The sequence below is a fragment of the Streptomyces guryensis genome, assembly GCF_021261325.1.
GTDB lineage: Bacteria > Actinomycetota > Actinomycetes > Streptomycetales > Streptomycetaceae > Streptomyces > Streptomyces guryensis.
The window spans coordinates 323,578-347,559 of the sequence record NZ_JAJSBI010000004.1; the positions used below are offsets into that span (position 1 = coordinate 323,578).

Sequence of the window (23,982 nt, forward strand, 5' to 3'; positions counted from 1 at the left end):
ACACCCCATTACCTGTGGGGCCGCTCCGCTCAGGAGTCGGCGCCCGGCCTGTCCACGAGTTCCACCTGGTCCACCGCGTTGCACCAGCGGCAGCGCACCGACTCGATGGTCTCACTGACCACCTCGCGCTCCTCGACCTTGGGCTCACCGGCCAGATCGAGGTGGACGTACTCGACGACCTTCGACGAGCGGGTCACGTCGAAACGCGTGAGGTTGCCGCAGAGGGTGCAGCGCCACCGCGTCGTGGCGGTCGGGAGAGGAACCGTCATCGTGCCTGTGCTCTTTCCTTCTAGGCCTTCTATTGTCAGTGACGCCCGAGCTTCCCCGGGCGTGTGGCTCGTAACCCTACGGCCTGGTGCCGACTCACCGCCCGCCCGTCCGCGGCGGCGAGGCGGTCTGTGCGACTGCGTCCCGTTACGTCATGCTCTGTGTTCATGATCGGCAAGTGGAGCGCGACCGTCGGCAGAGCGATCCGGCGCCCCTCGGCGCCCGTGACCTACACGCTGATCGCCCTGTGCGGTCTGCTCTTCGTCACCGGACCGGCAGCGGGCCTCAATCCGGTCCACGGCTCCGGCGAGGCGCTGCTCGCCGCCCAGCGCGCCTATTTCCACCGCTGGGGCGTGGTCCCGGCCGAGCTGTTCCAGGGCTCCCCCTGGGCCGCCCTGACCCCCGCCACGGCCCTGTTCGTCCACGGCAGCTGGGTGCACCTGCTCGGCAACATGCTCTTCCTCTACGTCTTCGGGGTGATGACCGAGGAACGGATGGGCCGCGCCCAGTTCACGCTCTTCTACGTCGGCTGCGGCTACCTCGCGCTGCTGGGGTACGCGGCGGCCAATTCCACGTCCCAGCAGTCCCTGGTCGGCGCCTCCGGGGCGATCTCGGCGGTCCTGGGCGCTTTCCTCTACCTCTTCCCCGGCGCCAGGGTGACCAGTCTTCTCCCGTTCCTCTTCTTCCTCCCCCTGCGCTTCCCGGCCTGGATCGTGCTGCCCTTCTGGGCGGCCCTGCAGTGGCTGGCGGCGGGGCATGCGGCGACGGGACCGGGGGTGGCCTATCTCGCCCACCTGGTGGGCTTCGGCCTGGGCTTCCTCTACGCCTGGGTGCGATTCGGCCGTGCGACTAGAGTGAAGTCCGCCCCAGCTCCGGCCCCCGAGGGAGAGAACCAGCCGTGATCACCGCGATCGTCCTCATCAAGACCAGCGTGGACCGGATCCCCGAGATCGCGGAGCGGATCGCTTCGCTGGAGAGCGTGAGTGAGGTCTTTTCCGTCACCGGTACGTACGACCTGATCGCGATGGTGCGGGTTCGTCAGCATGAGGATCTTGCCGACGTGATTCCCGGGAGTATCAGCAAGATCCCCGGTGTCGAGGCGACGGATACGCATGTTGCGTTTCGGACGTACTCGCAGCATGACCTCGAGGCCGCGTTCGCCATCGGGCTGGATTCCTGATCGACGCCTGGCTGGGCGTCCGCGGGAGCGCGGAGTGTGTGCGGCTGCGGGCCGTCCGTGGTTGCCCGCGCAGTTCCCCGCGCCCCTGACGGCCGCTGCTCACACCGCCGGGACGCAGCGGCCGTCCTCTGTGCGGTACTGCCACTTCGCGCCGTCCGCCACCAGTTCCTTCACGGCGGTGACGAAGCGGTCGACGTGTTCGTCGGGGGTGCCGGCGCCGAAGCTGACGCGGATCGCGTTGAGGGACTTCTCGCCGGGGGCGGCCTCGGGGGCGCCGCACTCGCCCTGGGTCTGCGGGTCGCTGCCCAGCAGGGTGCGGACCAGCGGGTGGGCGCAGAACAGGCCGTCGCGGACACCGATGCCGTACTCGGCGGAGAGTGCGGCGGCGAAGTGCGAGCTGTTCCAGCCCTCGACGACGAAGGAGATCACGCCGACGCGGGGGGCGTCGTCGCCGAACAGGGAGAGGACACGGACCTCGGGGACCTCGGCGAGGCCCTGGCGGACCTTCTCGATCAGGTGCTGCTCGCGGGCGACCAGGGTGTCGAAGCCGGCCTCGGTGAGCGCCTTGCACGCGGAGGCGATGGAGTGGACGCCGATCACGTTCGGGGAACCGGCCTCGTGGCGGGCCGCGCTGTCGTGCCACTCCACGTCCACACCGCCGTCCTCGCGACGGGTGACCTTGCGGCTGGCGCCGCCGCCCGCGAGGTAGGGGTCGGCGGCCCGCAGCCAGTCGGCGCGGCCGGCCAGGACGCCGGAGCCGAAGGGCGCGTACAGCTTGTGGCCGGAGAAGGCGACCCAGTCGACGTCGAGGTCCTGCACGGAGACCGGGTGGTGCGGGGCGAGCTGGGCGGCGTCCAGGACGACACGGGCACCGTGTGCGTGGGCGGCGGCGGCGAGCTCGCGCACCGGCCACAGCTCGCCGGTGACGTTCGAGGCGCCGGTGACGCAGACCAGGGCCGGGCCGTAGGGGTCGCGGGCGGCGAGGGCCTTCTCCAGCGTCTCGACGGCCTGCTGCGGGGTGCGCGGGGCGTTGAGGTAGGTGACCCGGGCGTCCTTCCAGGGCAGCAGGCTCGCGTGGTGCTCGGTCTCGAAGACGAAGACCTGGCAGTCGGCCGGGAGGGCCTGGGCCAGCAGGTTGAGGGAGTCCGTCGTGGAGCGGGTGAAGATCAGCTGGTCGTCGGCCCGGCAGTCGAGGAACTCGGCGACCGTCCTGCGGGCGTTCTCGAAGAGGTCGGTCGACAGCTGGGAGAGGTAGCCGGCACCGCGGTGCACGCTGCCGTAGTAGGGCGCGTACGCCGCCACGTCGTCCCACACGCGCTGCAGGGCGGGGGCGCTGGCCGCGTAGTCGAGCGCGGCGTAGGTGACTTCGCCGCCCGTGACGAGCGGGACGGTGACATCTCGGCCCAGAACAGGCAGGGGGGCACAAACGGTCTGGGCGATGGCAGCGGTGGAGACAGACATGGCGAACTCCTGTGAGGGGCAAGCGGAATCGCCGTACCGGACGATCGCGTCGACGGCACGGGAAAAAGTGAAAAGGGGTACGCGGAAGCGGGGCTCTACGCCCTATCGCATTCGCTTGCTCACAGAAGGCTCCCTCGAACGACCAGGACCCCTGGTTTCGAGAGGGGCCCGCGCTTGCCGTAGACCTCGCTGCCTACGGCCTGGTCCTCACCCGGGGCACCCCGCCACGGACGGAGGGTTGCCGGACAGTCGGCCGGGGCCTCATGACTGTCACTCATGACCTGAACACGAACGTACGTGAAGTGATCGCGGTCCCGCAACTCCTGTCCGGATTGCGGGACCGCGGTCCTGTGCTACGCGTTGCTGGCGGCGACCCAACGGTCCAGCGTCCGCTTGGCCGCGCCGGAGTCGATCGACTCCGCCGCCTTGTCCATGCCGGCCCGGATCTGCTCGGCCAGCGTCCCGGGGGCCGGGTCGAGAGCGACCAGCGCGGCCGCCGAGTTCAGCAGTACGGCGTCCCGTACGGGGCCCTTCTCCCCGTCGAGGAGCCTGCGGGCGACCTCCGCGTTGTACGACGGGTCGCCGCCGCGCAGGGCCTCCACCGGGACCAGCTCGATGCCGACGTCACGGGGGTCGAAGGTCTCCTCGGTGACCTTGCCGTCGCGGACCACCCAGACGTGGGAGGTGGCCGTGGTCGTCAGCTCGTCGAGGCCGTCGTCGCCGCGGAAGACCAGGGAGGAGTTGCCGCGTTCGGCCAGCACCCCCGCGATCATCGGTGCCAGACGGGGGTCGGCCACACCGACCGCCTGGGACCTGACCTTCGCCGGGTTGGTCAGCGGGCCGAGGGCGTTGAAGACCGTCCGGATGCCCAACTGGCCGCGCGCGGCGGCGACATGACGCAGCGCCGGGTGGAACTTCACCGCGAAGCAGAAGGTGATGCCTGCCTCCTCCGCGACCTCGGCCACCCGCTGGGGGGTGAGGTCGAGGTTGACACCCAGCTTCTCCAGGACGTCCGAGGCACCCGACGCCGACGAGGCCGCGCGGTTGCCGTGCTTGACGACCTTGGCGCCGGTTCCGGCCACCACGATCGCCGACATCGTGGAGATGTTCACCGTCTTGGCGCCGTCGCCGCCCGTGCCGACGATGTCCACCGTGCGGCCCGACACCTCGATGACCTTGGCGTGCTCGTACATCGCCCGGACCACACCGGTGATCTCCTCGACGGTCTCGCCCTTGGCGCGCAGCGCCACCACGAAGCCGGCGATCTGCGCGTCGGTCGCCTCACCGCGCATGATCTGGTCCATCGCCCAGGCCGTCGCGTCGGCGCTCTGGTCACGGCCGTACAGCAGGGCGTTCAGTACCTCGGGCCAGGAACGGCCCGCCGCGGTGTCGCCTCCAGCGGGGGTCACAGCGCTCATGAGGCCGCTCCTGGGTGTCGTAGAAGAGTATGTGGACTCGTCGGGGAGTCCGACCCCCACCCTATCCAGCCTCGGGGCACGGCGAAGGGCCCCGTCCGAAGACCGGACAGGGCCCTTCTACCGTGGCTGTGGCGAGCCGCAGCGATCAGTGGTGGCCGTGGCCGCTCGTGATCTCCCTGTACTCCTCGACGGTCGGCTTCGGAATCTGGGACTCCTCGCCGTAGTACGCCTCGCTGAGCTTGGCGCGCAGCCGCTCGGAGCCCTTGACCTTGCGCTCGACGCCGTTCTCGTCGACCGTCGGGCCGATCTCGGCCGGCTGGTACTGCTCGTGCGCGGTGAGGGTGTGCAGGGCGTCCTGGCTGAGCGGCTCGTGCACCTCGATGAACTCACCGTGCGGCAGGCGCTTGATGATGCCGGACTCGCGCCCGTGCAGCACCTTGTCCTTGTCGCGGCGCTGCAGGCCGAGGCAGATCCGCTTGGTGGCGATGAACACGAGGACCGGCACCACGAAGAAGCCGATGCGCACGAACCAGGTGATCGCGTTGATCGACAGGTGGAAGTGCGTGGCCCACAGGTCGTTGCCGCCGCCGATCATCAGCACGAAGTACCAGGAGATCCACGCGGCACCGAACCCGGTACGCGTCGGGGCGTTGCGCGGACGGTCCAGGATGTGGTGCTCGCGCTTGTCGCCGGTGACCCAGGACTCGACGAACGGGTAGACCGCGATCGCGACCAGGACCAGCGGGAAGATCACCAGCGGGATGAACACGCCCAGGACGAGCGTGTGGCCCCAGAGATTGATCTCCCAGCCCGGCATCGTACGGATCAGGCCCTCGGAGAAGCCCATGTACCAGTCGGGCTGGGCGCCGGTGGACACCTGGTCCGGACGGTAGGGGCCCATGGCCCAGATCGGGTTGATCGAGGCGATCGCCGCGATGGCCGCGATGACACCGAAGACCAGGAAGAAGAAGCCTCCGGCCTTCGCCATGTACACCGGCAGCAGCGGCATGCCGACGACGTTGTTGTTCGTCTTTCCGGGACCCGCGAACTGCGTGTGCTTGTGGTAGAAGACCAGGATCAGGTGGCCGACCAACAGGCCGAGCATGATGCCCGGCAGCAGCAGGATGTGGATCGAGTAGAAGCGGGCCACGAAGTCGCCGCCCGGGAACTCGCCGCCGAAGAGGAACATCGACAGGTACGTGCCGACGACCGGCACGGACAGGATCGCGCCCTCCATGAAGCGGACACCGGTGCCGGAGAGCAGGTCGTCCGGGAGCGAGTAACCGGTGAAGCCGGTGAACATGCCCAGGACGAGCAGCAGGAAGCCGAACAGCCAGTTGACCTCACGCGGCTTGCGGAACGCGCCGGTGAAGAACACGCGCATCATGTGCACGAACATGCCCGCGAGGAAGATCAGCGCGGCCCAGTGGTGGATCTGCCGGATCAGCAGACCGCCGCGCACATCGAAGGAGATGTGCAGGGTCGAGTTGAACGCCTCGGACATCATCTGGCCCTGCAGCGGGATGTAGCTGCCGTGGTACTCCACCTCGTTCATCGACGGGTGGAAGAACAGCGTCAGGTACACACCCGTGAGGATGATGATGATGAAGCTGTAGAGGCAGACCTCGCCCAACATGAACGACCAGTGGTCGGGGAAGATCTTGCGCATGTTGGACTTGGCCAGGCCGTAGATCCCCAGCCGGCCGTCGGCCCAGTCGGCGACGCGCTCGCCGGCCGGCGCTTTGCCGCGCCGTGCCTCGGTGCTCTCGTTGTTGCTCATCCGCGCTCCCAGAATGCAGGACCGACGGGCTCTTCGAAGTCGCCGAGCGCCTCGAGGTAGCCCTGGTCGTTCACGCCGATGCGCAGCTGCGGCAGGGCGTGACCGGCGGGGCCGAAGATCACCCGGGCACCGTCGGAGAGGTCGAAGGTGGACTGGTGGCAGGGGCACAGCACGTGGTGCGTCTGCTGCTCGTACAGGGAGATCGGGCAGCCCACGTGGGTGCAGATCTTCGAGTACGCGACGATGCCCTGGTACGACCAGTCGAGCTCTTGCTTGTCCTTGATGTTCTCCGGCTGGAGCCGGACGATCATCAGGGCCGCCTTGGCGATCTCGGTCTGGAAGTTCTCGTCGGTCTCCTCCAGGCCCTCGGGCTTGGCGAAGGTGAGCGAGCCGACCGCGACGTCGGAGGCACGCAGCGGCTCGTTCGTGTTCACGTTGACGAGCAGCTTGCCCTTGGACCACAGCGTGTGGCGGAGCTTGGTCCCCGGCAGCGGTCCGAGGTCGCGCAGCAGCATGACGCCGGAGAGCGGGAACAGGGCCAGCGCGCCGAACATCGTGTTGCGGATCAGCTTGCGACGCCCGAGCGCGGACTCCTTGGCGCCCTGCTTGAAGTCGGCCATGACCTTGGCCTTGACCTCGGGGGGCGCCTCGATCGGGTGCCGCTCGTCGGCGATCTCCTCGTCGGACATCAGGGTGCGGGCCCAGTGGACCGCGCCCGCGCCGATCGCGAACAGGGCGAGACCCAGGGTCAGGCCCAGCGCGAAGTTCAGCGCGTTGATGTGGCCGATCGGGAACACGAAGATCGACTTGTCGTGCGGGATCGCCACGTACGAGGCGATGAAGCCGACCGTGGCCAGCATCGAGACCGTGAACAGCATGGCCACCACACGCTCGGACCGCTTGGCGGCCCGCTCGTCGATGTCCTGCACCCGGTGCTCGTGGGGCGGCAGACCGGGGTCCGCGAACGGGTTCTTGTCGTCCGCGACGGTCACCGCGCCGTGCTCGTTGTGTCCTGCGGAGTGCTCGGCAGGCAGGTTCTCTTCTGGAATGTCTTGGCTACTCATGACTTCTTGGCCTTTGCGGTCCGAGCGGCGACCCAGACGGCGACCGCGATCAGCGCGCCGAGTCCGAAGATCCAGGCGAACAGGCCCTCGGAGACCGGGCCGAGTCCGCCCAGCTCAAGGCCGCCGGGGCTCTCGGTGTTGTCACCGTTGACCGCGTTCAGGTACGCGATGATGTCCTTCTTGTTCTGCTGCGTCATCGTGGTGTCGGGGAACGACGGCATGTTCTGCGGGCCGGTCTGCATGGCCTCGTAGATGTGCTTCGGGGCGACGCCCGAAAGGTCCGGCGCGAACTTGCCGTGCGTCAGCGCGCCGCCCTTGCCGACGAAGTTGTGGCACTGCGCGCAGTTGGTGCGGAACAGCTCGCCACCCTTGGCGATGTCAGCACCGTCAGGGCCGTACTCCGCCTTGGTCGGGACGGACGGACCGGCGCCCAGGGAGGAGACGTACGCGGCGAGCTGGTCGATCTCGGCCTGCGTGTAGATGACCTTCTTCTTCGGGACCTGCGCGCCCGGCTGCTGGGCCGGCATACGGCCGGTGCCGACCTGGAAGTCGACGGCCGCGGAGCCCACGCCCACGAGGCTCGGACCGTCGGAGGTGCCCTGACCGCCGGTGCCGTGGCAGCTGGCGCAGCCCACGGAGAAGAGCTTCTTGCCCTCGTCGATGGCGAGAGACTGGGCGGTTTCGTCGGCCTGCGCCTTGCTCGCGGGTGCGAACACGGCGTACAGCCCCCCGGTGCATGCCAGCGCGAGGAGTAGGACGACGAGCGCCGCCATGGGATGGCGTCGTCGTGCGGAGAGCTTTTTCACGGATTACCCCGGTGTCAGGATCTTCTGCGTCGATGCTTGCGGGTTGTGCGCCGCGCAGGCGCACGCGGGAACGGGCCCGGCTACTTGATCAGGTAGATCGTGGCGAAGAGGCCGATCCACACGACATCGACGAAGTGCCAGTAGTAGGACACGACGATGGCCGCGGTCGCCTGCTCGTGGGTGAACCTCTTGGCCGCGTAGGTGCGGCCGAGAACGAACAGGAAGGCGATGAGGCCGCCCGTCACGTGCATGCCGTGGAACCCGGTGGTCAGGTAGAACACCGAGCCGTACGGGTCGGAGGACAGCGAGATGCCGTCCTTCTTCACCAGCTCCGTGTACTCGAAGATCTGACCGCCGATGAAGATCGCACCCATCACGAACGTGATGATGAACCAGCCCCGGAGCTTCTTCACGTCCCCGCGCTCGGCGGCGAAGACGCCGAGCTGGCAGGTGAGGGAGGAGAGCACCAGGATCGTGGTGTTGGTCGCGGAGAACGGAATGTTGAGATGACTCGCCATCTCCTTCCAGTGATCCGGTCCGGTCACCGATCGCAGGGTGAAGTACATCGCGAAGAGGGCCGCGAAGAACATCAGCTCGGAACTCAGCCAGATGATGGTTCCGACGCTGGTGAGGTTCGGCCGGTTGACCGACGGGTGCGCGTGCCCGGTTTCTACTGTCGTTGCTGTCGCCACGACCGACATTATGTCGGTCGCTTATCCCGCCCTCACTCCGGGGGGTGCCGTTCGGAGTGTTGCTGCCGTCCATACCGGTGTTGACGTGGTGTTGAACGGAGTAACATCCGCCCCATCGGGCCTTTCCGTACGACGCTGACGCCTCGGAGGAACTATGCAGCCGACCGCCACGGTGCTGGTCTACAGCAACAACTCCAACACCCGCGAGCAGGTGCGGCTGGCGACCGGGCGAAGGCCCGCTCCCGATGTTCCCGTGGTCGAGTTCCTGGAGTGTGCGACGCCGGCCGCCGTCATCAAGGAGCTGGACCGGGGCGGGATCGACGTCTGCGTCCTGGACGGCGAGGCCGTGCCCATGGGAGGCATGGGGGTGTGCCGGCAGATCAAGGACGAGGTGTTCAACTGCCCGCCGGTGCTCGTGCTGATCGGGCGGCCTCAGGATGCGTGGCTGGCCACCTGGAGTCGGGCGGATGCGGCTGTGACGTTGCCTGTGGAGCCTGTGGAGTTCGCGGCGGCGTTGGCTTCTCTGTTGCGGCGGAAGGCACTTCAGCAGAGCGCCTAGGAACTCGGGGGTGCGGGATCCTTGGCGGCTCCGGGTCCGTCGTGGCCTGTCGCGCAGTTGCCCGCGCCCCTCGGGGGCCCGCTGCCCCTCAGCCCGCGTCAAACGCTCAGGCCGTGTCACACGCTCTGTGGCCTCAGCTTCGCCGCGTCGTCCGGGCTCGGGCCGTCCGGTGTGCCGCCCACCAGGGCGCTGCCTGTGCGCCAGCTCTTCCAGGTGAGGTTCCAGTCGCCGAAGCCGTTGCCGAAGGGCTCCATGGTGTCGCCGTTGGAGTTGATGACCTTCACCACGTCGCCCTCGTGCACGGTGTTGAAGAACCACTCGGCGTTCCCGGTGCTCATGCCGGTGCAGCCGTGGCTGACGTTGGCGTAGCCCTGGGAGCCCACGGACCAGGGGGCGGCGTGGACGTACTCGCCGCTCCAGGTGAGGCGGGTGGCCCAGTAGACGGGCAGGTCGTAGGAGTCGGAGCTGCCCTCGGCGATGCCCACGGTGGCGCTGCGCATGCGTACGAAGGACTGCTTGCCCAGTACGACCTTGACGCCGTTGCGGGTCTCGAAGCCGGGCTTGCCGGTGGTGACGGGGACATCCCTGATGTCCTCGCCGTTCTTGTACACCGCCATGGAGTGCGCCGCGGCGTCGGTGACGGCGATGATCGTGTCGCCGATGGTGAGCTTCACCGGCTTGCTCCTGGTGCCCCACAGCCGGTCGCCGACCTTGATGCCGTCCAGGTTGCTGTGCACCTCGACGGTGGCGTGGGCGGGCCAGTAGTCCTTGGGCCGGTAGTGGAGTTCCTTGTCGTCCACCCAGTGCCAGGCGCCCTGCACGGCCGGTACGGAGTCCACCCGCAGCGCCCGCTCGACGACGGCGCGCTGTGCCTTGTCCTTGACGGGCTGGTCCAGTTGGGCGGTGACGGGCTGGCCGACGCCGTAGTCACCGGAGTCGGGCCCGAGCTTCACGCCCAGGCGCTTCTTGGCGGTGGGGATGCTGGTGTCGAAGGTGAGGACCTTGCGGCCCGGCGCCCCGTCCTCGTCCTCCGTGCTCACCCGGACCGTGTAGTGGGCGTTGGCGGCGAGCGGGGAGGTGCTGTGCCAGCGGGTGCCGTCGGCGGAGAGTTCGCCCGCCACGAAGCGGCCTGCGGCGTCCGTGGCCGTGACGTCCGTGATGCGGCCGTCGTCCTCGGCGGTGACCTCCAGGGGCTTGTCCGGGTCGGCCTTCTTCCCGTCCCCCGCGAGGCCGTTGAAGGAGAGCTGGTCCGTCGCGTCGTACGGCTTGTCGGTCAGCGGGTTGCCGCCGCCGCTGCAAGCGGTGCCGCCCGCGCCTAGGGCGATCACCAGCAGCGTGCAGCTGACGACGGTGCGGGTGCGCGGAGAGTGGGTCATGGCCATCACGCTATGGACGTTCGTCAAGGACGGCGCGCGGGGTAACCCGGACGAGGGAACGGTATTGGTGCAAAAGCGGGAGCCCGGACGCTCCTCACGGAGTGTCCGGGCTCCCGATGCGCTCTGCTCGTGCTACTGGGTGCGGTTCTCACCGCGGTAGTACTCGAAGACCCAGCCGTACAGGCCGATCACGATGATCGGCGCCGAGAAGTACAGCAGCCACCAGCCGATCGCGATCGACAGGAAGGCCAGCGCGCCACCGGTCCCGAGGGCGAGCGGCTGCCAGCTGTGCGGGCTGAAGAACCCGACCTCGCCGGCGTCGTCCGCGACGTCCGCCTCCTTGTTGTCCATGGCACCCACGTCGACCCGCTTGGCCGTGAAGCCCAGGTAGAAGCCGACCATGATGCACAGACCGAAGGTCAGGAAGAGCGCCGTGGTACCGGCCGGCTCCTTCGACCACACGCCATAGACCACCGCCGTGGCGAGGACGAAGAAGCTCAGCCACATGAACATCTTGCCCTGAACCTTCACTTGCCGGCCTCCTTGCCACCAGCCAGAGCCTTCTCACCGTGAGGCGCGTTCTCGAGCTGGTCGAGAGCGGCGATCTCAGGGTGATGCAGGTCGAACGCCGGGGATTCGCTGCGGATCCGCGGCAGGGTGAGGAAGTTGTGCCGCGGCGGCGGGCAGGACGTGGCCCACTCGAGCGAGCGGCCGTAGCCCCACGGGTCGTCGACCTCGACCTTCTTGCCGTACTTGGCCGTCTTCCACACGTTGTAGAGGAACGGCAGGATCGACAGGCCCAGCAGGAACGAGCTGATCGACGAGATCGTGTTCAGGGCGGTGAAGCCGTCGGCCGCGAGGTAGTCCGCGTAACGACGCGGCATGCCCTCGGCACCCAGCCAGTGCTGGACCAGGAAGGTGCCGTGGAAGCCGATGAACAGCGTCCAGAAGGTGATCTTGCCGAGGCGCTCGTCGAGCATCTTCCCGGTCATCTTCGGCCACCAGAAGTGGAAGCCGGAGAACATCGCGAAGACGACGGTGCCGAAGACCACGTAGTGGAAGTGCGCCACCACGAAGTACGAGTCCGAGACGTGGAAGTCCATCGGCGGCGAGGCCAGGATGACACCGGTCAGACCACCGAAGGTGAAGGTGACCAGGAAGCCGGTCGCCCAGAGCATCGGGGTCTCGAAGGACAGGGACCCCTTCCACATCGTTCCGATCCAGTTGAAGAACTTCACGCCGGTCGGTACGGCGATGAGGAACGTCATGAAGGAGAAGAACGGGAGCAGCACACCGCCGGTGACGTACATGTGGTGGGCCCACACGGTCACGGACAGACCGGCGATGGCGATCGTCGCGCCGATCAGGCCCATGTAGCCGAACATCGGCTTGCGGGAGAAGACCGGGATGACCTCGGAGATGATGCCGAAGAACGGCAGCGCGATGATGTACACCTCTGGATGGCCGAAGAACCAGAAGAGGTGTTGCCACAGCAACGCGCCGCCGTTGGCCGCGTCGAAGACATGCGCGCCGAATTTACGGTCCGCCTCCAGGGCGAACAGCGCAGCCGCGAGGACCGGGAAGGCGAGCAGGACCAGCACCGCGGTCAGCAGCACGTTCCACACGAAGATCGGCATGCGGAACATGGTCATGCCCGGCGCGCGCATGCAGATGATGGTGGTGATGAAGTTGACCGAGCCGAGGATCGTGCCGAAGCCGGAGAAGGCCAGACCCATGATCCACAGGTCGGCGCCGATGCCCGGCGAGTTGACCGCGCTGGACAGCGGGGAGTAGGCGAACCAGCCGAAGTCGGCCGCACCCTGGGGGGTGAGGAAGCCGCCCACCGCGATCGTCGAGCCGAACAGGTAGAGCCAGTAGGCGAACATGTTCAGCCGCGGGAACGCCACGTCGGGCGCGCCGATCTGCAGCGGCATGATCCAGTTCGTGAAGCCGGCGAACAGCGGCGTAGCGAACATCAGCAGCATGATCGTGCCGTGCATCGTGAACGCCTGGTTGAACTGCTCGTTCGACATGATCTGCAGACCGGGCCGGGCGAGCTCGGCGCGCATCAGCAGCGCCATCACGCCGCCGATCAGGAAGAACGCGAACGACGTGACGAGATAGAGCGTCCCGATCGTCTTGTGGTCAGTGGTGGTGAGCCACTTGATCACGACGTTGCCGGGCTGCTTGCGCCGGACCGGCAGTTCGTCCGCGTAGTGGGACTCTGCCGCGGCACCCTGGGGGTCGTTGAGGATGCTCACAGGTTGTTCGTCTCCCGGTTCTTCTCGTGGCTCGTCTGCGCGATGCCGGCGGGAACGTAACCGGTCTGCCCCTTCTTGGCGAGGTCCTTGAGGTGCTGCTCGTAGCGCTCGGGGGAGACGACCTTCACGTTGAACAGCATCCGGGAGTGGTCGACGCCGCAGAGCTCGGCGCACTTGCCCCTGAAGGTGCCTTCCCGGTTGGGAGTCACCTGGAAGGAGTTGGTGTGGCCCGGAACGACGTCCATCTTCATCAGGAACGGAATCACCCAGAAGTCATGGATGACGTCGCGCGAGGTGAGGACGAAGCGGACCGTCTCGCCCTTCGGCAGCCACAGCGTCGGACCCGGGTTGCCGGTCTGCGGGTTCTTCGTGGCGGGCGTACCGACGTCGTAGACACCGCCGGCGCTCGCCGGGAAGTCCTTCTTGAACCGGTCCGGAATGTTGTCCAGGTTCTTGTCGGTCTTCGCGTCACCGCTGACACCGGGCACGGGCTCGATGTAGTTGAAGGCCCAGCTCCACTGGAACGCCACGACGTTCACCGTGACCGCGGGCTTCTTGTCGGTGAGGCTGAGCAGCTTCGACTCGTCGCGGGCCGTGAAGTAGAACAGCACCGAGACGATGACGAGCGGAACCACGGTGTACAGCGCCTCGATCGGCATGTTGTACCGGGTCTGCGGAGGAACTTCGATCTTGGTGCGGCTGCGCCGGTGGAAGATCGTGCTCCAGATGATCAGGCCCCACACCAGCACGCCGGTGGCCAGAGCGGCAGCCCAGGAGCCCTGCCACAGGGAGAGGATCCGCGGAGCCTCTTCCGTTGTCGGGGTGGGGAATCCAAGGCGAGGGAAGTCCTTGGATGTGCAACCGGTTGCGGTCGCCAGGACCAGGCCCGCAGTCATTGCCTGCAGCAGCTTCCGCCGCATCGGGCGCCGCGGCGAGCGGTCGGAGCCGTTGGGACTCACGTAGCGCCTTCCCGAGAGTCTCGCCCGCGCGTATTGGCTGCGGCCTTCTCGCTGGTCGGTCGCCGCCCTGCGTCGGGCAGGGGTTTGGATGTTTATGCGGACCAAACCCTAGCCGACGCCCTCCGGGGGTTCGCGGGGAGGGGGGCCTAGTCACTCCGGGGGTTCGCTGGATTGGCGGCTGCGGGTTGTTTGTGGCCGGTCGTGCCCCGCGGCGGAGCCGTTGATGTCATCGCCCCGCGCCCCTGTAGGCCCGCTGCAGCCAGGGACGTCATAGCGTTTACGTATGCCCTATTTCGACGCCGCTTCCTCCGCTCCTCTCCATCCCGTCGCCCGTCAGGCGCTGTTGGCCTCTCTGGATGAGGGGTGGGCCGACCCCACACGGCTGTATCGGGAGGGTCGGCGGGCTCGGATGTTGCTGGATGCCGCTCGGGAGGCGGCCGCTGAGGCTGTGGGATGCCGTGCCGACGAGCTGGTTTTCGCCTCTTCCGGGACACGGGCCGTGCATGCCGGAATCGCGGGGGCGTTGGGCGGGCGTCACCGGATCGGGCGTCACCTGATCGTGTCGGCGGTCGAACACTCCTCGGTGCTCCATGCGGCGGACGCGCACGAGGCCGGCGGTGGGAGCGTCGCGCAGGTCGAGGTGGACCGGCAGGGCAGGGTGACGCCTGCGTCGTACGCCGACGCCCTCCGACCGGACACCGCGCTGGCCTGTCTTCAGTCGGCCAACCACGAGGTGGGGACCGAGCAGCCCGTGGCCGAAGTGGCGTCGGTGTGCCGGGAGTCCGGCGTGCCGCTGCTTGTGGATGCGGCGCAGTCGCTGGGGTGGGGGCCGGTGCAGGGCGACTGGTCGCTGCTCACGGCCAGTGCCCACAAGTGGGGCGGGCCCTCGGGGGTGGGGCTGCTCGTCGTACGAAAAGGTGTGCGGTTCGTGTCACAAGGGCCTGCGGACGAGCGGGAGTCGGGGCGGGCCGCCGGTTTCGAGAATCTGCCGGGGATCGTGGCGGCGGCCGCCTCGTTGCGGGCCGTGCGGGCGGAGGCGGAGCAGGAGGCGGTACGGCTGCGGGAGCTCACGGAGCGGATCCGGGTGCGTGTGCCGCGGTCGGTGCCGGACGTGGAGGTGGTCGGGGATCCGGAGCGGCGGCTGCCGGGGATCGTCACCTTCTCCTGTCTCTATGTCGACGGGGAGACCCTGCTGCACGAGCTGGACCGGGAGGGTTTCTCCGTTTCCTCCGGGTCCTCCTGCACCAGCAGCACGCTGACGCCCAGCCATGTACTGAAGGCGATGGGTGTGCTGAGTGAGGGGAATGTGAGGGTTTCGCTGCCCATGGGGACGCCGGAGGAGGACGTCGAGCGGTTCCTGGCGGTGCTGCCGGGGGCCGTGGCAGAGGTGCGCGAGAAGCTGGGGGCGCCGGTTGCGGCGGCGACCGTGCGGCAGGACGACGCCCTGGTCGTCGACGCCCTCGGCAGGCGCTGCCCGATCCCCGTCATCGAGCTCGCCAAGGTCATCGGGGACGTGCCGGTGGGCGGCACGGTGCGGGTCCTGTCCGACGACGAGGCGGCGCGGCTGGACATCCCGGCGTGGTGCGAGATGCGGGGCCAGGAGTATGTGGGTGAGGAGCCGGCGGACCGGGGCTCGGCCTATGTGGTCCGCCGGATCTCCTGACCGGGCGGCCGCCGGCTACGCCAGGTGCTTCTGGACCTCCACGGCGGCCTCATCGCCGTACGCCTTGGTGAAGCGCTCCATGAAGTGGACGCGGCGCAGCTGGTACTCCTGGGTGCCGACCGTCTCGATGACGAGGGTGGCGAGCATGCAGCCGACCTGCGCGGCGCGCTCCAGGGAGACCCCCCAGGCGAGGCCGGAGAGGAAGCCCGCACGGAAGGCGTCGCCGACGCCCGTGGGGTCGGCCTTGCGCTCCTCCTCCGCGCAGCCGACCTCGATCGGGTCCTCGCCGACGCGCTCGACGCGGACACCGCGGGAGCCGAGGGTGGTGACACGGTGGCCGACCTTGGCGAGGATCTCGGCGTCCGTCCAGCCCGTCTTGGACTCGATCAGGCCCTTCTCGTACTCGTTGGAGAAGAGGTACGTGGCGCCGTCCAGCAGTATCCGGATCTCGTCGCCGTTCATCCGGGCGATCTGCTGGGAGAAGTCGGCGGCGAAGGGGATCTGGCGGGAGCGGCACTCCTCGGTGTGCCGGAGCATCGCCTCCGGATCGTCGGCGCCGATCAGGACCAGGTCCAGGCCGCCGACGCGGTCCGCGACGGTCTTCAGTTCGATCTGGCGGGCCTCGCTCATGGCGCCCGTGTAGAAGGAGCCGATCTGGTTGTGGTCGGCGTCCGTGGTGCACACGAAGCGGGCGGTGTGCAGGGTCTCGGAGATACGGACCGAGTCGGTGTCGACGCCGTGCCGGTCCAGCCAGGCGCGGTACTCGTCGAAGTCGAAGCCGGCGGCGCCGACCAGGATCGGGTCCGTGCCGAGCTGGCCCATGCCGAACGCGATGTTCGCGCCGACGCCACCCCGGCGCACGTCGAGGTTGTCGACCAGGAAGGACAGCGAGACCGTGTGCAACTGGTCCGCGACGAGCTGGTCGGCGAAGCGGCCGGGGAAGGTCATGAGGTGGTCGGTGGCGATGGAGCCGGTGACTGCGATGCGCACGGCGGGGACTCTCTCCTGTGGGAGACGGGAGGGCGAATGGACAGTTCACGCTACCGGGTCGTAGCCGGGCTCTGAAGTGGCCAAAACTACCCGATAGTAGATCTTTCTCGGGCGGCTGCCGCGTGCATACGGTTCCGCTATGACGAACCTGAAGGTCCATGCCCCGGTCCCGGTCGACCTGGAAGGCGACCTTGCGTCGCTGCGCGGCGACTGTGCCCGGATGGTCCCCCACTGGGCCGCCCCCGACCGCATCACTTCCCGCCCGGTCTCCCCGTCACTCATCCACGGCGTGATCGTGCCGCCGAACTCGGCCCGCCTGCTGGACTCGATGTCGGACTACGGGGACTGAGTGCGGACTGACGGGGACTGAGTACGGACTACGGGCACTGAGTGCGGGTCCGTGGTCCGTCACGGCCCGGTGGCGCGGACCGGCGCATGTGAAGGGAACCGCGCGCTCCTCCGCTGCGTCCCATCGCCGTCCCCCGTGAGGGGGATGTGCGATACGACCCTCCAGCAGGCCGTTTTGACAGGGCCGGGTCAGGGTCACAGGACAGCTGCGCAGCCGAAGGAGCGATGCGGTGAACACCGAGCGACCCGACAACGACGCCCGGGACGAGGACGGTGGCGTCGGCGCCCCCGGCTCCGCGGAGGAGCAGGGTGCCGTGCGTGCCCGGACTCCGGGCGTGACGGAGGGCGACGCGGACGCTCCTGGGGAGGAAGCCGACGCGGAGAAGACCGGGGGCGCGGGTGAGGACGCCGAGGTCGGGGAAATCAGCGCGGGAGAGGAAAGCACCAGGGCCGGGGGGACAGCCCCGGCCGAGGAACCCACCCCGGCCGAGGGATCCGCCAAGACCGGAGAAACCACCGACGTCGGAGCGACCGCCCCAACCCAGGAACCCGCCCCGGCCGAGGGATCCGCCGGGGCCGAGGGATCCGCCGGGGCCGAGGAACCCACCACAGGCGAGGCGACCGCCGAGACCGGAGAGACCACCGCGGCCGGAGCGACCGCCCCGGTCAAGGAGACCGCGGTCGCCGAGCAGAGCGAGGCCGCCGAGGAGACCGAGGCCGCCGAGGTTCCGACTGCCGCCAACGCACCGACGGCCGCCAAGGCACCGACCGCGGCCGACGGTGTCACCGAGATTCCCGACGCCACCCCCGAGCCGGGCACGGAAGAGCCCCGTCCGGTCCGCCGCCGCTCCCTCCTGCTCATCGCCTCCGTCGCCGCTGCCGTGTTGCTGGTCGGAGGCGGCGGGGCGTACCTCGCCGCATCGGCCTCCGGCGGGTCCGGCGGTCGTACGAACGCATCGGCCTCCGGCGACGACACCACTCCCCCGCTGCTCGCGCTCGACGGTTACTCCGAGGGGGGTACGAACGGGATCGCGCCGGGGGAGCCCAACCCGTACGGCGTGCGGTACGAGGCCGACGGCACCCTGCCCGGCGGGCCGGACTCGGCGCCCGTGTACCGGGCCACCGGCCAGGTCACCAAGGACGAGGTGGCGCGGCTGGCCAAGGCCCTCGGGCTGGACGGCACGCCGGTGGCGCAGGGGCAGGCCTGGCAGGTCGGGCCGGCCAAGGACGGATCCGGGCCGAGCCTCGTGGTGGACAGGCAGGCGCCGGGGGCGTGGACGTTCCACCGGTACGCGGCCGGCACCGACGCCTGTCAGAGCGCCATCGCGTGCACGAAGGATCCCGCGAACCCGGCCGTCGACACGGTGAGCGAGGCCGCGGCGAGGAAGGCCGCTGCGCCGGTGCTGAAGGCGCTCGGCCAGGACGACGCGAAGGTGGACGCGAGCCAGGTCATGGGCGCCCAGCGGGTGGTGAACGCCAACCCCCTGGTCGGCGGGCTGCCCACGTACGGCTGGACGACCGGGCTGACCGTCGGCCCCCAGGGTGAAGTGGTCGGCGGCAGCGGGCAGTTGAAGGCGCCGGTGAAGGGCGACACGTACCCGGTGCTGGGCGCGCGGAAGACGCTGGACCTGATGAACTCGGCGCCCACGACCGACCACCGCATGGGCATCGGCGGCTGCGCCAGCCCCGTACCGATGAAGGACCGGCTGGAGGCGCCGTGCGGGCAGTCGGCGTCCGGGGCGGGCGCGACGCCGGCGAAGCAGACCGTCCCCGTGGACGGCGCGGTCTTCGGGCTGGCCGTGCATGCGGTGAACGGGCGGCGGGCGCTGGTGCCGTCCTGGCTGTTCCAGGTGAAGGGCGCGGGCGCGCAGGGCGGCTTCACGGTGACGTATCCGGCCGTCGACCCGAAGTACCTGGCCTCGAACTCGACGACGCCGTCCGGGGAACCCACCCCGTCGGCGACCACGTCGGGCGGCGGGCCGAGCTCGGCGCCCGCCACCCGTGACATCAAGGTGGACAGCTACACGGCCGACGGCAGGAACCTGACCGTGATCTTCACCGGTGGGGTGTGTGGCGACTACGACGCGAAGGCGAGCGAGAGCGCCGACAAGGTGACCGTCACGGTGACCGAGACACCGTGGAAGGACAAGGTCTGCATCATGATCGCCAAGCAGCTGACGCGGACCGTGCAGCTGGACAAGCCGCTCGGCGACCGGAAGGTCGTGGGCTCGGACGGCAAGGAGATCTCGCTGCCGAAGCCGGGGCCGCTGCGGCCGCAGGCGACGGCCGGGGTGCGGTAGCCCGCCGGACACACGAAGGCGGCGGCCCTGTCGGAGGGGGCCGCCGCCTTCGGTCTGTTCAGTTGTCCAGCAAGCCGACAGGGCTTAGCTGAAGGAGTCGCCGCAGGCGCAGGAGCCCGTCGCGTTCGGGTTGTCGATCGTGAAGCCCTGCTTCTCGATGGTGTCGACGAAGTCGATCGACGCGCCGCCCAGGTACGGGGCGCTCATGCGGTCGGTGACGACCTTGACGCCGCCGAAGTCCTTGACCACGTCTCCGTCGAGGGAGCGCTCGTCGAAGAACAGCTGGTAGCGCAGGCCGGAGCAGCCGCCGGGCTGAACGGCGACACGCAGGGCCAGGTCGTCACGGCCTTCCTGGTCGAGCAGGGCCTTGACCTTCGCCGCGGCGGCGTCGGACAGGATGATGCCGTCGGTGACGGTGCTGGTCTCGTCCGATACGGACATCTACATCTCTCCCGGGTTGTACGGAGACTGCTTGCCGACTGGTCCAACCGGCAAGGCCGCGGATTCATTCCGGGCCGGGCGCCTGTTTTCGGCGCCTCCTTCATGCTCGCACATGCGATGGCGAGCGGAAAACGGCTCATCGGGATTCATGTCACATCGACGTTATGACCATCGTCAAACTGACGTGAAGCGGGTTATGATAGATAGCGTCAGTTAGACGAGAAGCACGTCCGTAGAACCTCCCTCCGCAGAACCCCCAGCAGAATCCCGCAGAACAGAAAGGGTGCGTGTCGTGACCACCGCCCAGACCCCGGAGCTCGACGTACAGCCGACTCCTCTCGCCCTGCTGCTGCTCGGCCGCGAGGCCGACCCGAAGAGCGAGCGGGGCGTCGAGTGCCCCGGCGACCTGCCGTCCCCGTCCGACCCGGAGCTGGTGGCCCGCGCCCGCGCGGCCAAGGAGAAGCTCGGCGACAAGGTCTTCGTGCTCGGCCACCACTACCAGCGCGACGAGGTCATCCAGTTCGCCGACGTCACGGGTGACTCGTTCAAGCTGGCCCGGGACGCGGCGGCGCGTCCGGAGGCCGAGTACATCGTGTTCTGCGGTGTGCACTTCATGGCGGAGTCCGCGGACATCCTGACGTCCGACGACCAGAAGGTCGTCCTGCCGGACCTCGCGGCCGGGTGCTCGATGGCGGACATGGCCACGGCCGAGCAGGTCGCCGAGTGCTGGGACGTGCTGACCGAGGCCGGGATAGCCGAGCAGGTCGTGCCCGTCTCGTACATGAACTCCTCCGCGGACATCAAGGCGTTCACGGGCAAGCACGGCGGCACGATCTGCACGTCCTCGAACGCCAGGAAGGCGCTGGAGTGGGCCTTCGAGCAGGGCGAGAAGGTGCTCTTCCTGCCCGACCAGCACCTCGGCCGCAACACGGCAGTGCGGGACATGGGCATGTCCCTGGAGGACTGCGTCCTCTACAACCCGCACAAGCCGAACGGCGGGCTGACGGCCGAGCAGCTGCGCGACGCGAAGATGATCCTTTGGCGCGGCCACTGCTCGGTGCACGGCCGGTTCTCGCTGGAGTCGGTCGAGGACGTGCGCGCCCGCATCCCCGGCGTGAACGTCCTGGTGCACCCCGAGTGCAAGCACGAGGTGGTCGCCGCGGCGGACTACGTCGGCTCGACGGAGTACATCATCAAGGCCCTGGAGGCCGCGCCCGCCGGGTCCAAGTGGGCCATCGGCACGGAGCTCAATCTCGTACGACGGCTCGCGAACCGTTTCGCGCCCGAGGGCAAGGAGATCGTCTTCCTCGACAAGACGGTCTGCTTCTGCTCGACCATGAACCGCATCGACCTGCCCCACCTGGTCTGGACGCTGGAGTCCCTGGCCGAGGGCAACCTGGTCAACCGGATCGAGGTCGACAAGGAGACCGAGGCGTTCGCGAAGCTGGCGCTGGAGCGGATGCTGGCGCTGCCGTAAGCCTCGTTTCCCGGCCCGCCGTCACCCCGAGACGGGTTTCCGCTCGGGGTGCGCGGGGTCGAGGCTGAAGACGGTGCCGTCCGGGGTGACCGCGATCAGCGCACCGCCGTACGGCAGTACCCCGGACTTGACCACGTCGGCGCCCGCGAGCTGATCGGCGTGCGCGTCCGTCTGCCACAGCAGGGCGCCCTTGCGCGCGTCCAGGGCCGCGACCCGGCCGCTGGTGCTGACCAGGTACAGGGTGCGGGTGGCGGCGTCGTACACGGGTCGGCCCGAGCCCTCGGCGTCGGTCCGGGTCTGCCACAGCTCCTTGCCGCTCAGCGGGGACACGGCGCTCACCCGGCCGTTGGCCTCGGTGATCCACAGGGTGCCGGCGGCCAGCGTCACCGAGCCGTCGTACGTCTTCGCCAGCTTCGTGGTGGTGGCGGCGCCGGTGTCCGGGTCGACCAGCAGGATCCTGCCGAACTTCAGGTCCACGGGCCGCACCGGGCCGCTGCCGCTGCCGCCGCCCCCGACCACGAAGGCCTCCTTGCCGTTGACGACGCCGAGCATGCCGCTCAGGTTCGGGGTCTTCAGACGCTTCAGCACCGACCCGTCGGACCGGTCCAGCTTCAGGAGCACGGCGGCCCGGGTCTCGCTCTCCGGGAAGCAGTGCTCGTACAGGCCGGTGCCGATCGCCACGAACTGGCAGTAGGCGTCGGCGGGCAGCTGTACGCTCCACCGGTCGCCGCCGGTGCGCGGGTTGCGGGCCGTGACCAGCCGGCCGCCGGGGTCGGCGGTCAGGACGAGGTCGCCCGACAGGGTCAGGTCGATGCTCGTGTCGTTCATCCTGCGGGCCCACAGCTGGTTGCCGCTCGCCGTGTCGAGGGCGACGACGCTGACCGAGGTGGACTTGGCGTCGTTCGAGTAGACGGCCTGCCGGACGAGCATCGCGCCGTCCCGCACACCGAGGAGCGTGAAGTTGTTCAGCCCCGCGTCGGACCCGATGGACGCGCGCCAGACGGTCCTGCCGGTACGGCCGTCCAGTCGTACCGGCAGGATGTCGTTGCCCGCGCAGTAGACCGCGTCCGCGTACGTCCCGCAGGTGGCGTCGCCCGGTGCGCCGCTCCCCTTCCCCAGCGCCTTGACCTCGCCCCGCGGTGCCGGCTTGAACATCGTCGTCTGCCAGGGCTGCCAGCCGGTGGGGACCGCAGCCCATCGGGAGCCGGCGGAGGTCGCGGAGCTCGCCGTCCGGGGGGTGTCCGCGAAGCCCGGCCCGAGACGTATGTACCAGAGCAGGCCCAGGGCCACCGCGCCCACCGTGCCGGCCGTGACCAGCAGCGGGCGGGCACGGCGGCCCCACCTGCCGATACGGCGGATCCGTCCGGGGAGTTTCGTCATCGCCACCGGGTCGGCCCCGGAGGAGGTCTCCCCCACGGTCCGCAGCGCGTCCGCGCGCAGGGTCACCGTGAGCGGCTCGCCGGGGTCCGGTTCGGGCAGGGCGTCCGCGAACTCCTTCGCCAGCTCGTCGAGTCCGGGCCGGTCCGCGGCCTCCTTGGTCAGGCAGTGCTCCAGGACGGCGCGCAGCGGCTGCACCACACCGTCCAGGACAGGTGCCTCGTGGACGACCCGGAAGGCGGTCAGATAGGGGCTGTCGGCGTCGAAGGGCCCTCGCCCGGTGGCGCAGAACACCAGCAGCGCGCCGAGCGAGAAGACGTCCGAGGCGGGCTCGACCGTGCGGGCGTCGGTGAACTGCTCCGGGGACATGAACGGCGGGGTGCCGATCATCTGGCCGGTCTCGGTCAGGGTGTTGTGGTTCTCCACCGCGCGGGAGATGCCGAAGTCGATGACGCGGGGGCCGTCCTCGGCCATCAGCACGTTCGCCGGCTTGAGGTCCCGGTGGACCACCCCGGCCCGGTGGATGTCCCGCAGTGCCTCCACCAACCCGAGGGCCAGCCGCCGCAGTTCGGCGGGGCGGAGGGCGCCCTGCTCACGGATCCGGTCGGCGAGGGAGCGTCCGGGTACGTACTGGGTCGCCATCCAGGGCCGTAGCGCCTCGGGGTCGGCGTCCACGACCGGTGCGGTGAAGGCGCCGCTCACCTTGCGGACGGCCGCTATCTCCTGCCGGAACCGGGCGCGGAAGACGGCGTCCTCGGCGTGGTGTGCGTGCACCACCTTGACGGCGACCTCACGGCCCGACCGCGATCTGCCCCGGTAGACGATCCCCATGCCGCCGGACCCGAGCCGGTCCACCAGTCTGTACCCGCCGACCGACTTCGGGTCGTCCTTGCGCAGCGGCACGCCCGAATCCCCTTCCTTGCACGGCAGTTCGAGCCCACAGAATACGTAACGGAGACGGCTTCGACGGGTGGGGCGCCTCCTCGCGGTCCGGTCCGGTCCGTCGTGGTCGACACGCCAGTGCCGGCGCCCCGTGAACTCGCCCGCACAGCATGGTCGTTCACTTGTGCGATGAGCAATGAAAATCTGCGACCTCCACGAAATCCACGAAGGGGCTGACGTGCGGGCCGGTGCCCTGCGGCTGCGACCGGCAGATCTGGCGGCGTCCGGGCGGGGCGATCTGCGGGCGGTGGTCGGGGAGTTCCGGCGCAGTGAGGTGCTGGTGCCGGTGGTGGACGGCTCGCCGGTGTCGGCGGAGGGGGCCGGGATCCGGTGGTTGTTCGTGTTCACGGACGACGCGGCGCCGCCGCGGTTCGCGGAGGTGCGCGGTGAGGCGGTGCCCGAGCGGGTTGCGGTGTATGGGGCGTCGCTGCCGGATCAGGTGGTGCCGGAGGTGGGCGGGCCGGTGGGGATCGCGGTGGACGCGGGCGGTGCGGCGGGCCTGGTGCTGCCTCCGGCGGCGGGGATCGTGCCGGACGCGGTGGCCGTGGATGCGGCGGGGATAGCGGGGGCGAAGACATGAGCGGCGGCGGTTATGGATCTGCCTCTGATTTCGTCGCATGG

22 protein-coding genes and 1 riboswitch are annotated in these 23,982 nt (G+C 69.2%); of the genes, 8 read left to right on the forward strand and 14 right to left on the reverse strand.

Annotation, left to right across the window (positions count from 1 at the left end; all coding sequences use genetic code 11):
- Positions 1-29: 29 nt before the first annotated feature.
- Entirely contained in the window at positions 30-269 is a 240-nt protein-coding gene (locus tag LJ657_RS11000) for a hypothetical protein (RefSeq protein WP_009309707.1), read from the reverse strand.
- 165 nt (positions 270-434) lie between these two features.
- On the opposite strand from LJ657_RS11000, the gene LJ657_RS11005 reads away from it, so the two are divergent.
- Positions 435-1,169 carry a rhomboid family intramembrane serine protease gene (locus LJ657_RS11005; RefSeq protein WP_232648252.1) on the forward strand — a complete coding sequence of 245 codons (735 nt, stop codon included), beginning with the start codon at positions 435-437 and terminating at the stop codon, positions 1,167-1,169.
- Entirely contained in the window at positions 1,166-1,447 is a 282-nt protein-coding gene (locus tag LJ657_RS11010) for an Lrp/AsnC family transcriptional regulator (RefSeq protein WP_232648253.1), read from the forward strand. Before LJ657_RS11005 ends, LJ657_RS11010 begins: the two co-directional genes overlap by 4 nt.
- A gap of 99 nt (positions 1,448-1,546) precedes the next feature.
- On the opposite strand, the gene LJ657_RS11015 is transcribed toward LJ657_RS11010, so the two are convergent.
- From LJ657_RS11015 to ctaE, 6 genes are all read right to left on the reverse strand, one after another.
- Positions 1,547-2,908, reverse strand: coding sequence for an aminotransferase class V-fold PLP-dependent enzyme (locus LJ657_RS11015; RefSeq protein WP_232648254.1), 1,362 nt, complete (start codon positions 2,906-2,908; stop codon positions 1,547-1,549).
- Positions 2,909-3,073: 165 nt separating this feature from the next.
- A riboswitch (SAM riboswitch) is annotated at positions 3,074-3,190 on the reverse strand.
- A gap of 71 nt (positions 3,191-3,261) precedes the next feature.
- Complete coding sequence (gene trpD, locus LJ657_RS11020; protein ID WP_232648255.1) at positions 3,262-4,326, reverse strand: anthranilate phosphoribosyltransferase; 1,065 nt, start codon at positions 4,324-4,326, stop codon at positions 3,262-3,264.
- Positions 4,327-4,471: 145 nt separating this feature from the next.
- Complete coding sequence (gene qcrB / locus LJ657_RS11025) at positions 4,472-6,106, reverse strand: cytochrome bc1 complex cytochrome b subunit (RefSeq protein WP_232648256.1); 1,635 nt, start codon at positions 6,104-6,106, stop codon at positions 4,472-4,474.
- Positions 6,103-7,170, reverse strand: a complete 1,068-nt coding sequence (qcrA, locus tag LJ657_RS11030; protein WP_232648257.1) for a cytochrome bc1 complex Rieske iron-sulfur subunit — start codon at positions 7,168-7,170, stop codon at positions 6,103-6,105. The genes qcrB and qcrA overlap by 4 nt, the downstream gene beginning before the upstream one ends.
- Positions 7,167-7,976: a cytochrome bc1 complex diheme cytochrome c subunit gene (qcrC, locus tag LJ657_RS11035; protein ID WP_232648258.1), complete on the reverse strand. Its 810-nt coding sequence runs from the start codon at positions 7,974-7,976 to the stop codon at positions 7,167-7,169. Before qcrC ends, qcrA begins: the two co-directional genes overlap by 4 nt.
- Before the next feature lie 80 nt (positions 7,977-8,056).
- Positions 8,057-8,677 carry an aa3-type cytochrome oxidase subunit III gene (ctaE, locus tag LJ657_RS11040; RefSeq protein WP_019062389.1) on the reverse strand — a complete coding sequence of 207 codons (621 nt, stop codon included), beginning with the start codon at positions 8,675-8,677 and terminating at the stop codon, positions 8,057-8,059.
- 145 nt (positions 8,678-8,822) lie between these two features.
- Here ctaE and LJ657_RS11045 point away from each other — a divergent pair, with 145 nt between their 5' ends.
- Entirely contained in the window at positions 8,823-9,227 is a 405-nt protein-coding gene (locus LJ657_RS11045; protein WP_232648259.1) for a response regulator, read from the forward strand.
- Positions 9,228-9,343: 116 nt separating this feature from the next.
- Here the strand turns inward: LJ657_RS11045 and LJ657_RS11050 are convergent, their stop codons facing one another.
- The 4 genes from LJ657_RS11050 to ctaC all read right to left on the reverse strand — a co-directional run bounded on the left by LJ657_RS11050 (position 9,344) and on the right by ctaC (position 13,823).
- Positions 9,344-10,603 (reverse strand): L,D-transpeptidase, encoded by a 1,260-nt coding sequence (locus LJ657_RS11050; RefSeq protein ID WP_232648260.1) that lies wholly within the window; start codon positions 10,601-10,603, stop codon positions 9,344-9,346.
- A gap of 132 nt (positions 10,604-10,735) precedes the next feature.
- The gene (locus LJ657_RS11055; RefSeq protein WP_232648261.1) at positions 10,736-11,134 is read right to left on the reverse strand and encodes a cytochrome c oxidase subunit 4; all 399 of its coding nucleotides are present in this window, start codon (positions 11,132-11,134) and stop codon (positions 10,736-10,738) included.
- Positions 11,131-12,864, reverse strand: coding sequence for an aa3-type cytochrome oxidase subunit I (gene ctaD / locus LJ657_RS11060; protein WP_232648262.1), 1,734 nt, complete (start codon positions 12,862-12,864; stop codon positions 11,131-11,133). Before ctaD ends, LJ657_RS11055 begins: the two co-directional genes overlap by 4 nt.
- Positions 12,861-13,823 carry an aa3-type cytochrome oxidase subunit II gene (gene ctaC, locus LJ657_RS11065; protein WP_232648263.1) on the reverse strand — a complete coding sequence of 321 codons (963 nt, stop codon included), beginning with the start codon at positions 13,821-13,823 and terminating at the stop codon, positions 12,861-12,863. The genes ctaD and ctaC overlap by 4 nt, the downstream gene beginning before the upstream one ends.
- 283 nt (positions 13,824-14,106) lie before the next feature.
- On the opposite strand from ctaC, the gene LJ657_RS11070 reads away from it, so the two are divergent.
- Positions 14,107-15,486 (forward strand): cysteine desulfurase/sulfurtransferase TusA family protein, encoded by a 1,380-nt coding sequence (locus tag LJ657_RS11070; protein WP_232648264.1) that lies wholly within the window; start codon positions 14,107-14,109, stop codon positions 15,484-15,486.
- 15 nt (positions 15,487-15,501) lie between these two features.
- Here LJ657_RS11070 and LJ657_RS11075 read toward each other — a convergent pair whose 3' ends face one another.
- Positions 15,502-16,476, reverse strand: a complete 975-nt coding sequence (locus tag LJ657_RS11075; protein ID WP_232648265.1) for a carbohydrate kinase family protein — start codon at positions 16,474-16,476, stop codon at positions 15,502-15,504.
- A gap of 139 nt (positions 16,477-16,615) precedes the next feature.
- Here LJ657_RS11075 and LJ657_RS11080 point away from each other — a divergent pair, with 139 nt between their 5' ends.
- Both LJ657_RS11080 and LJ657_RS11085 read left to right on the forward strand, forming a co-directional pair.
- A complete protein-coding gene (locus tag LJ657_RS11080) occupies positions 16,616-16,825 on the forward strand; it encodes a hypothetical protein (protein ID WP_232648266.1) in 210 nt (69 codons plus the stop codon).
- Positions 16,826-17,054: 229 nt separating this feature from the next.
- On the forward strand, positions 17,055-19,124 hold the full coding sequence (locus LJ657_RS11085) for an ICP22 family protein (protein ID WP_372487899.1): 2,070 nt from the start codon (positions 17,055-17,057) through the stop codon (positions 19,122-19,124).
- A gap of 84 nt (positions 19,125-19,208) precedes the next feature.
- Here the strand turns inward: LJ657_RS11085 and LJ657_RS11090 are convergent, their stop codons facing one another.
- Positions 19,209-19,565: an iron-sulfur cluster assembly accessory protein gene (locus LJ657_RS11090; RefSeq protein WP_030582488.1), complete on the reverse strand. Its 357-nt coding sequence runs from the start codon at positions 19,563-19,565 to the stop codon at positions 19,209-19,211.
- 292 nt (positions 19,566-19,857) lie between these two features.
- Between LJ657_RS11090 and nadA the strand changes: the two genes are divergently transcribed.
- A complete protein-coding gene (gene nadA / locus LJ657_RS11095) occupies positions 19,858-21,042 on the forward strand; it encodes a quinolinate synthase NadA (RefSeq protein WP_232648267.1) in 1,185 nt (394 codons plus the stop codon).
- Between the two features lie 21 nt (positions 21,043-21,063).
- Here the strand turns inward: nadA and LJ657_RS11100 are convergent, their stop codons facing one another.
- The gene (locus LJ657_RS11100) at positions 21,064-23,322 is read right to left on the reverse strand and encodes a serine/threonine-protein kinase (protein WP_232648268.1); all 2,259 of its coding nucleotides are present in this window, start codon (positions 23,320-23,322) and stop codon (positions 21,064-21,066) included.
- Between the two features lie 217 nt (positions 23,323-23,539).
- On the opposite strand from LJ657_RS11100, the gene LJ657_RS11105 reads away from it, so the two are divergent.
- Entirely contained in the window at positions 23,540-23,941 is a 402-nt protein-coding gene (locus LJ657_RS11105) for an SseB family protein (protein ID WP_232648269.1), read from the forward strand.
- Positions 23,942-23,982: the final 41 nt, after the last annotated feature.

Bases quoted from the DNA above. Each gene is read 5' to 3' on its own strand.
- LJ657_RS11080 (WP_232648266.1), top strand. From the start codon at position 16,616: ATGACGAACCTGAAGGTCCATGCCCCGGTCCCGGTCGACCTGGAAGGC.
- ctaE (WP_019062389.1), bottom strand. From the start codon at position 8,677: ATGTCGGTCGTGGCGACAGCAACGACAGTAGAAACCGGGCACGCGCAC.
- LJ657_RS11015 (WP_232648254.1), bottom strand. From the start codon at position 2,908: ATGTCTGTCTCCACCGCTGCCATCGCCCAGACCGTTTGTGCCCCCCTG.
- LJ657_RS11070 (WP_232648264.1), top strand. From the start codon at position 14,107: ATGCCCTATTTCGACGCCGCTTCCTCCGCTCCTCTCCATCCCGTCGCC.
- LJ657_RS11005 (WP_232648252.1), top strand. From the start codon at position 435: ATGATCGGCAAGTGGAGCGCGACCGTCGGCAGAGCGATCCGGCGCCCC.
- qcrA (WP_232648257.1), bottom strand. From the start codon at position 7,170: ATGAGTAGCCAAGACATTCCAGAAGAGAACCTGCCTGCCGAGCACTCC.
- trpD (WP_232648255.1), bottom strand. From the start codon at position 4,326: ATGAGCGCTGTGACCCCCGCTGGAGGCGACACCGCGGCGGGCCGTTCC.
- LJ657_RS11090 (WP_030582488.1), bottom strand. From the start codon at position 19,565: ATGTCCGTATCGGACGAGACCAGCACCGTCACCGACGGCATCATCCTG.
- qcrB (WP_232648256.1), bottom strand. From the start codon at position 6,106: ATGAGCAACAACGAGAGCACCGAGGCACGGCGCGGCAAAGCGCCGGCC.
- LJ657_RS11045 (WP_232648259.1), top strand. From the start codon at position 8,823: ATGCAGCCGACCGCCACGGTGCTGGTCTACAGCAACAACTCCAACACC.
- LJ657_RS11050 (WP_232648260.1), bottom strand. From the start codon at position 10,603: ATGACCCACTCTCCGCGCACCCGCACCGTCGTCAGCTGCACGCTGCTG.
- LJ657_RS11000 (WP_009309707.1), bottom strand. From the start codon at position 269: ATGACGGTTCCTCTCCCGACCGCCACGACGCGGTGGCGCTGCACCCTC.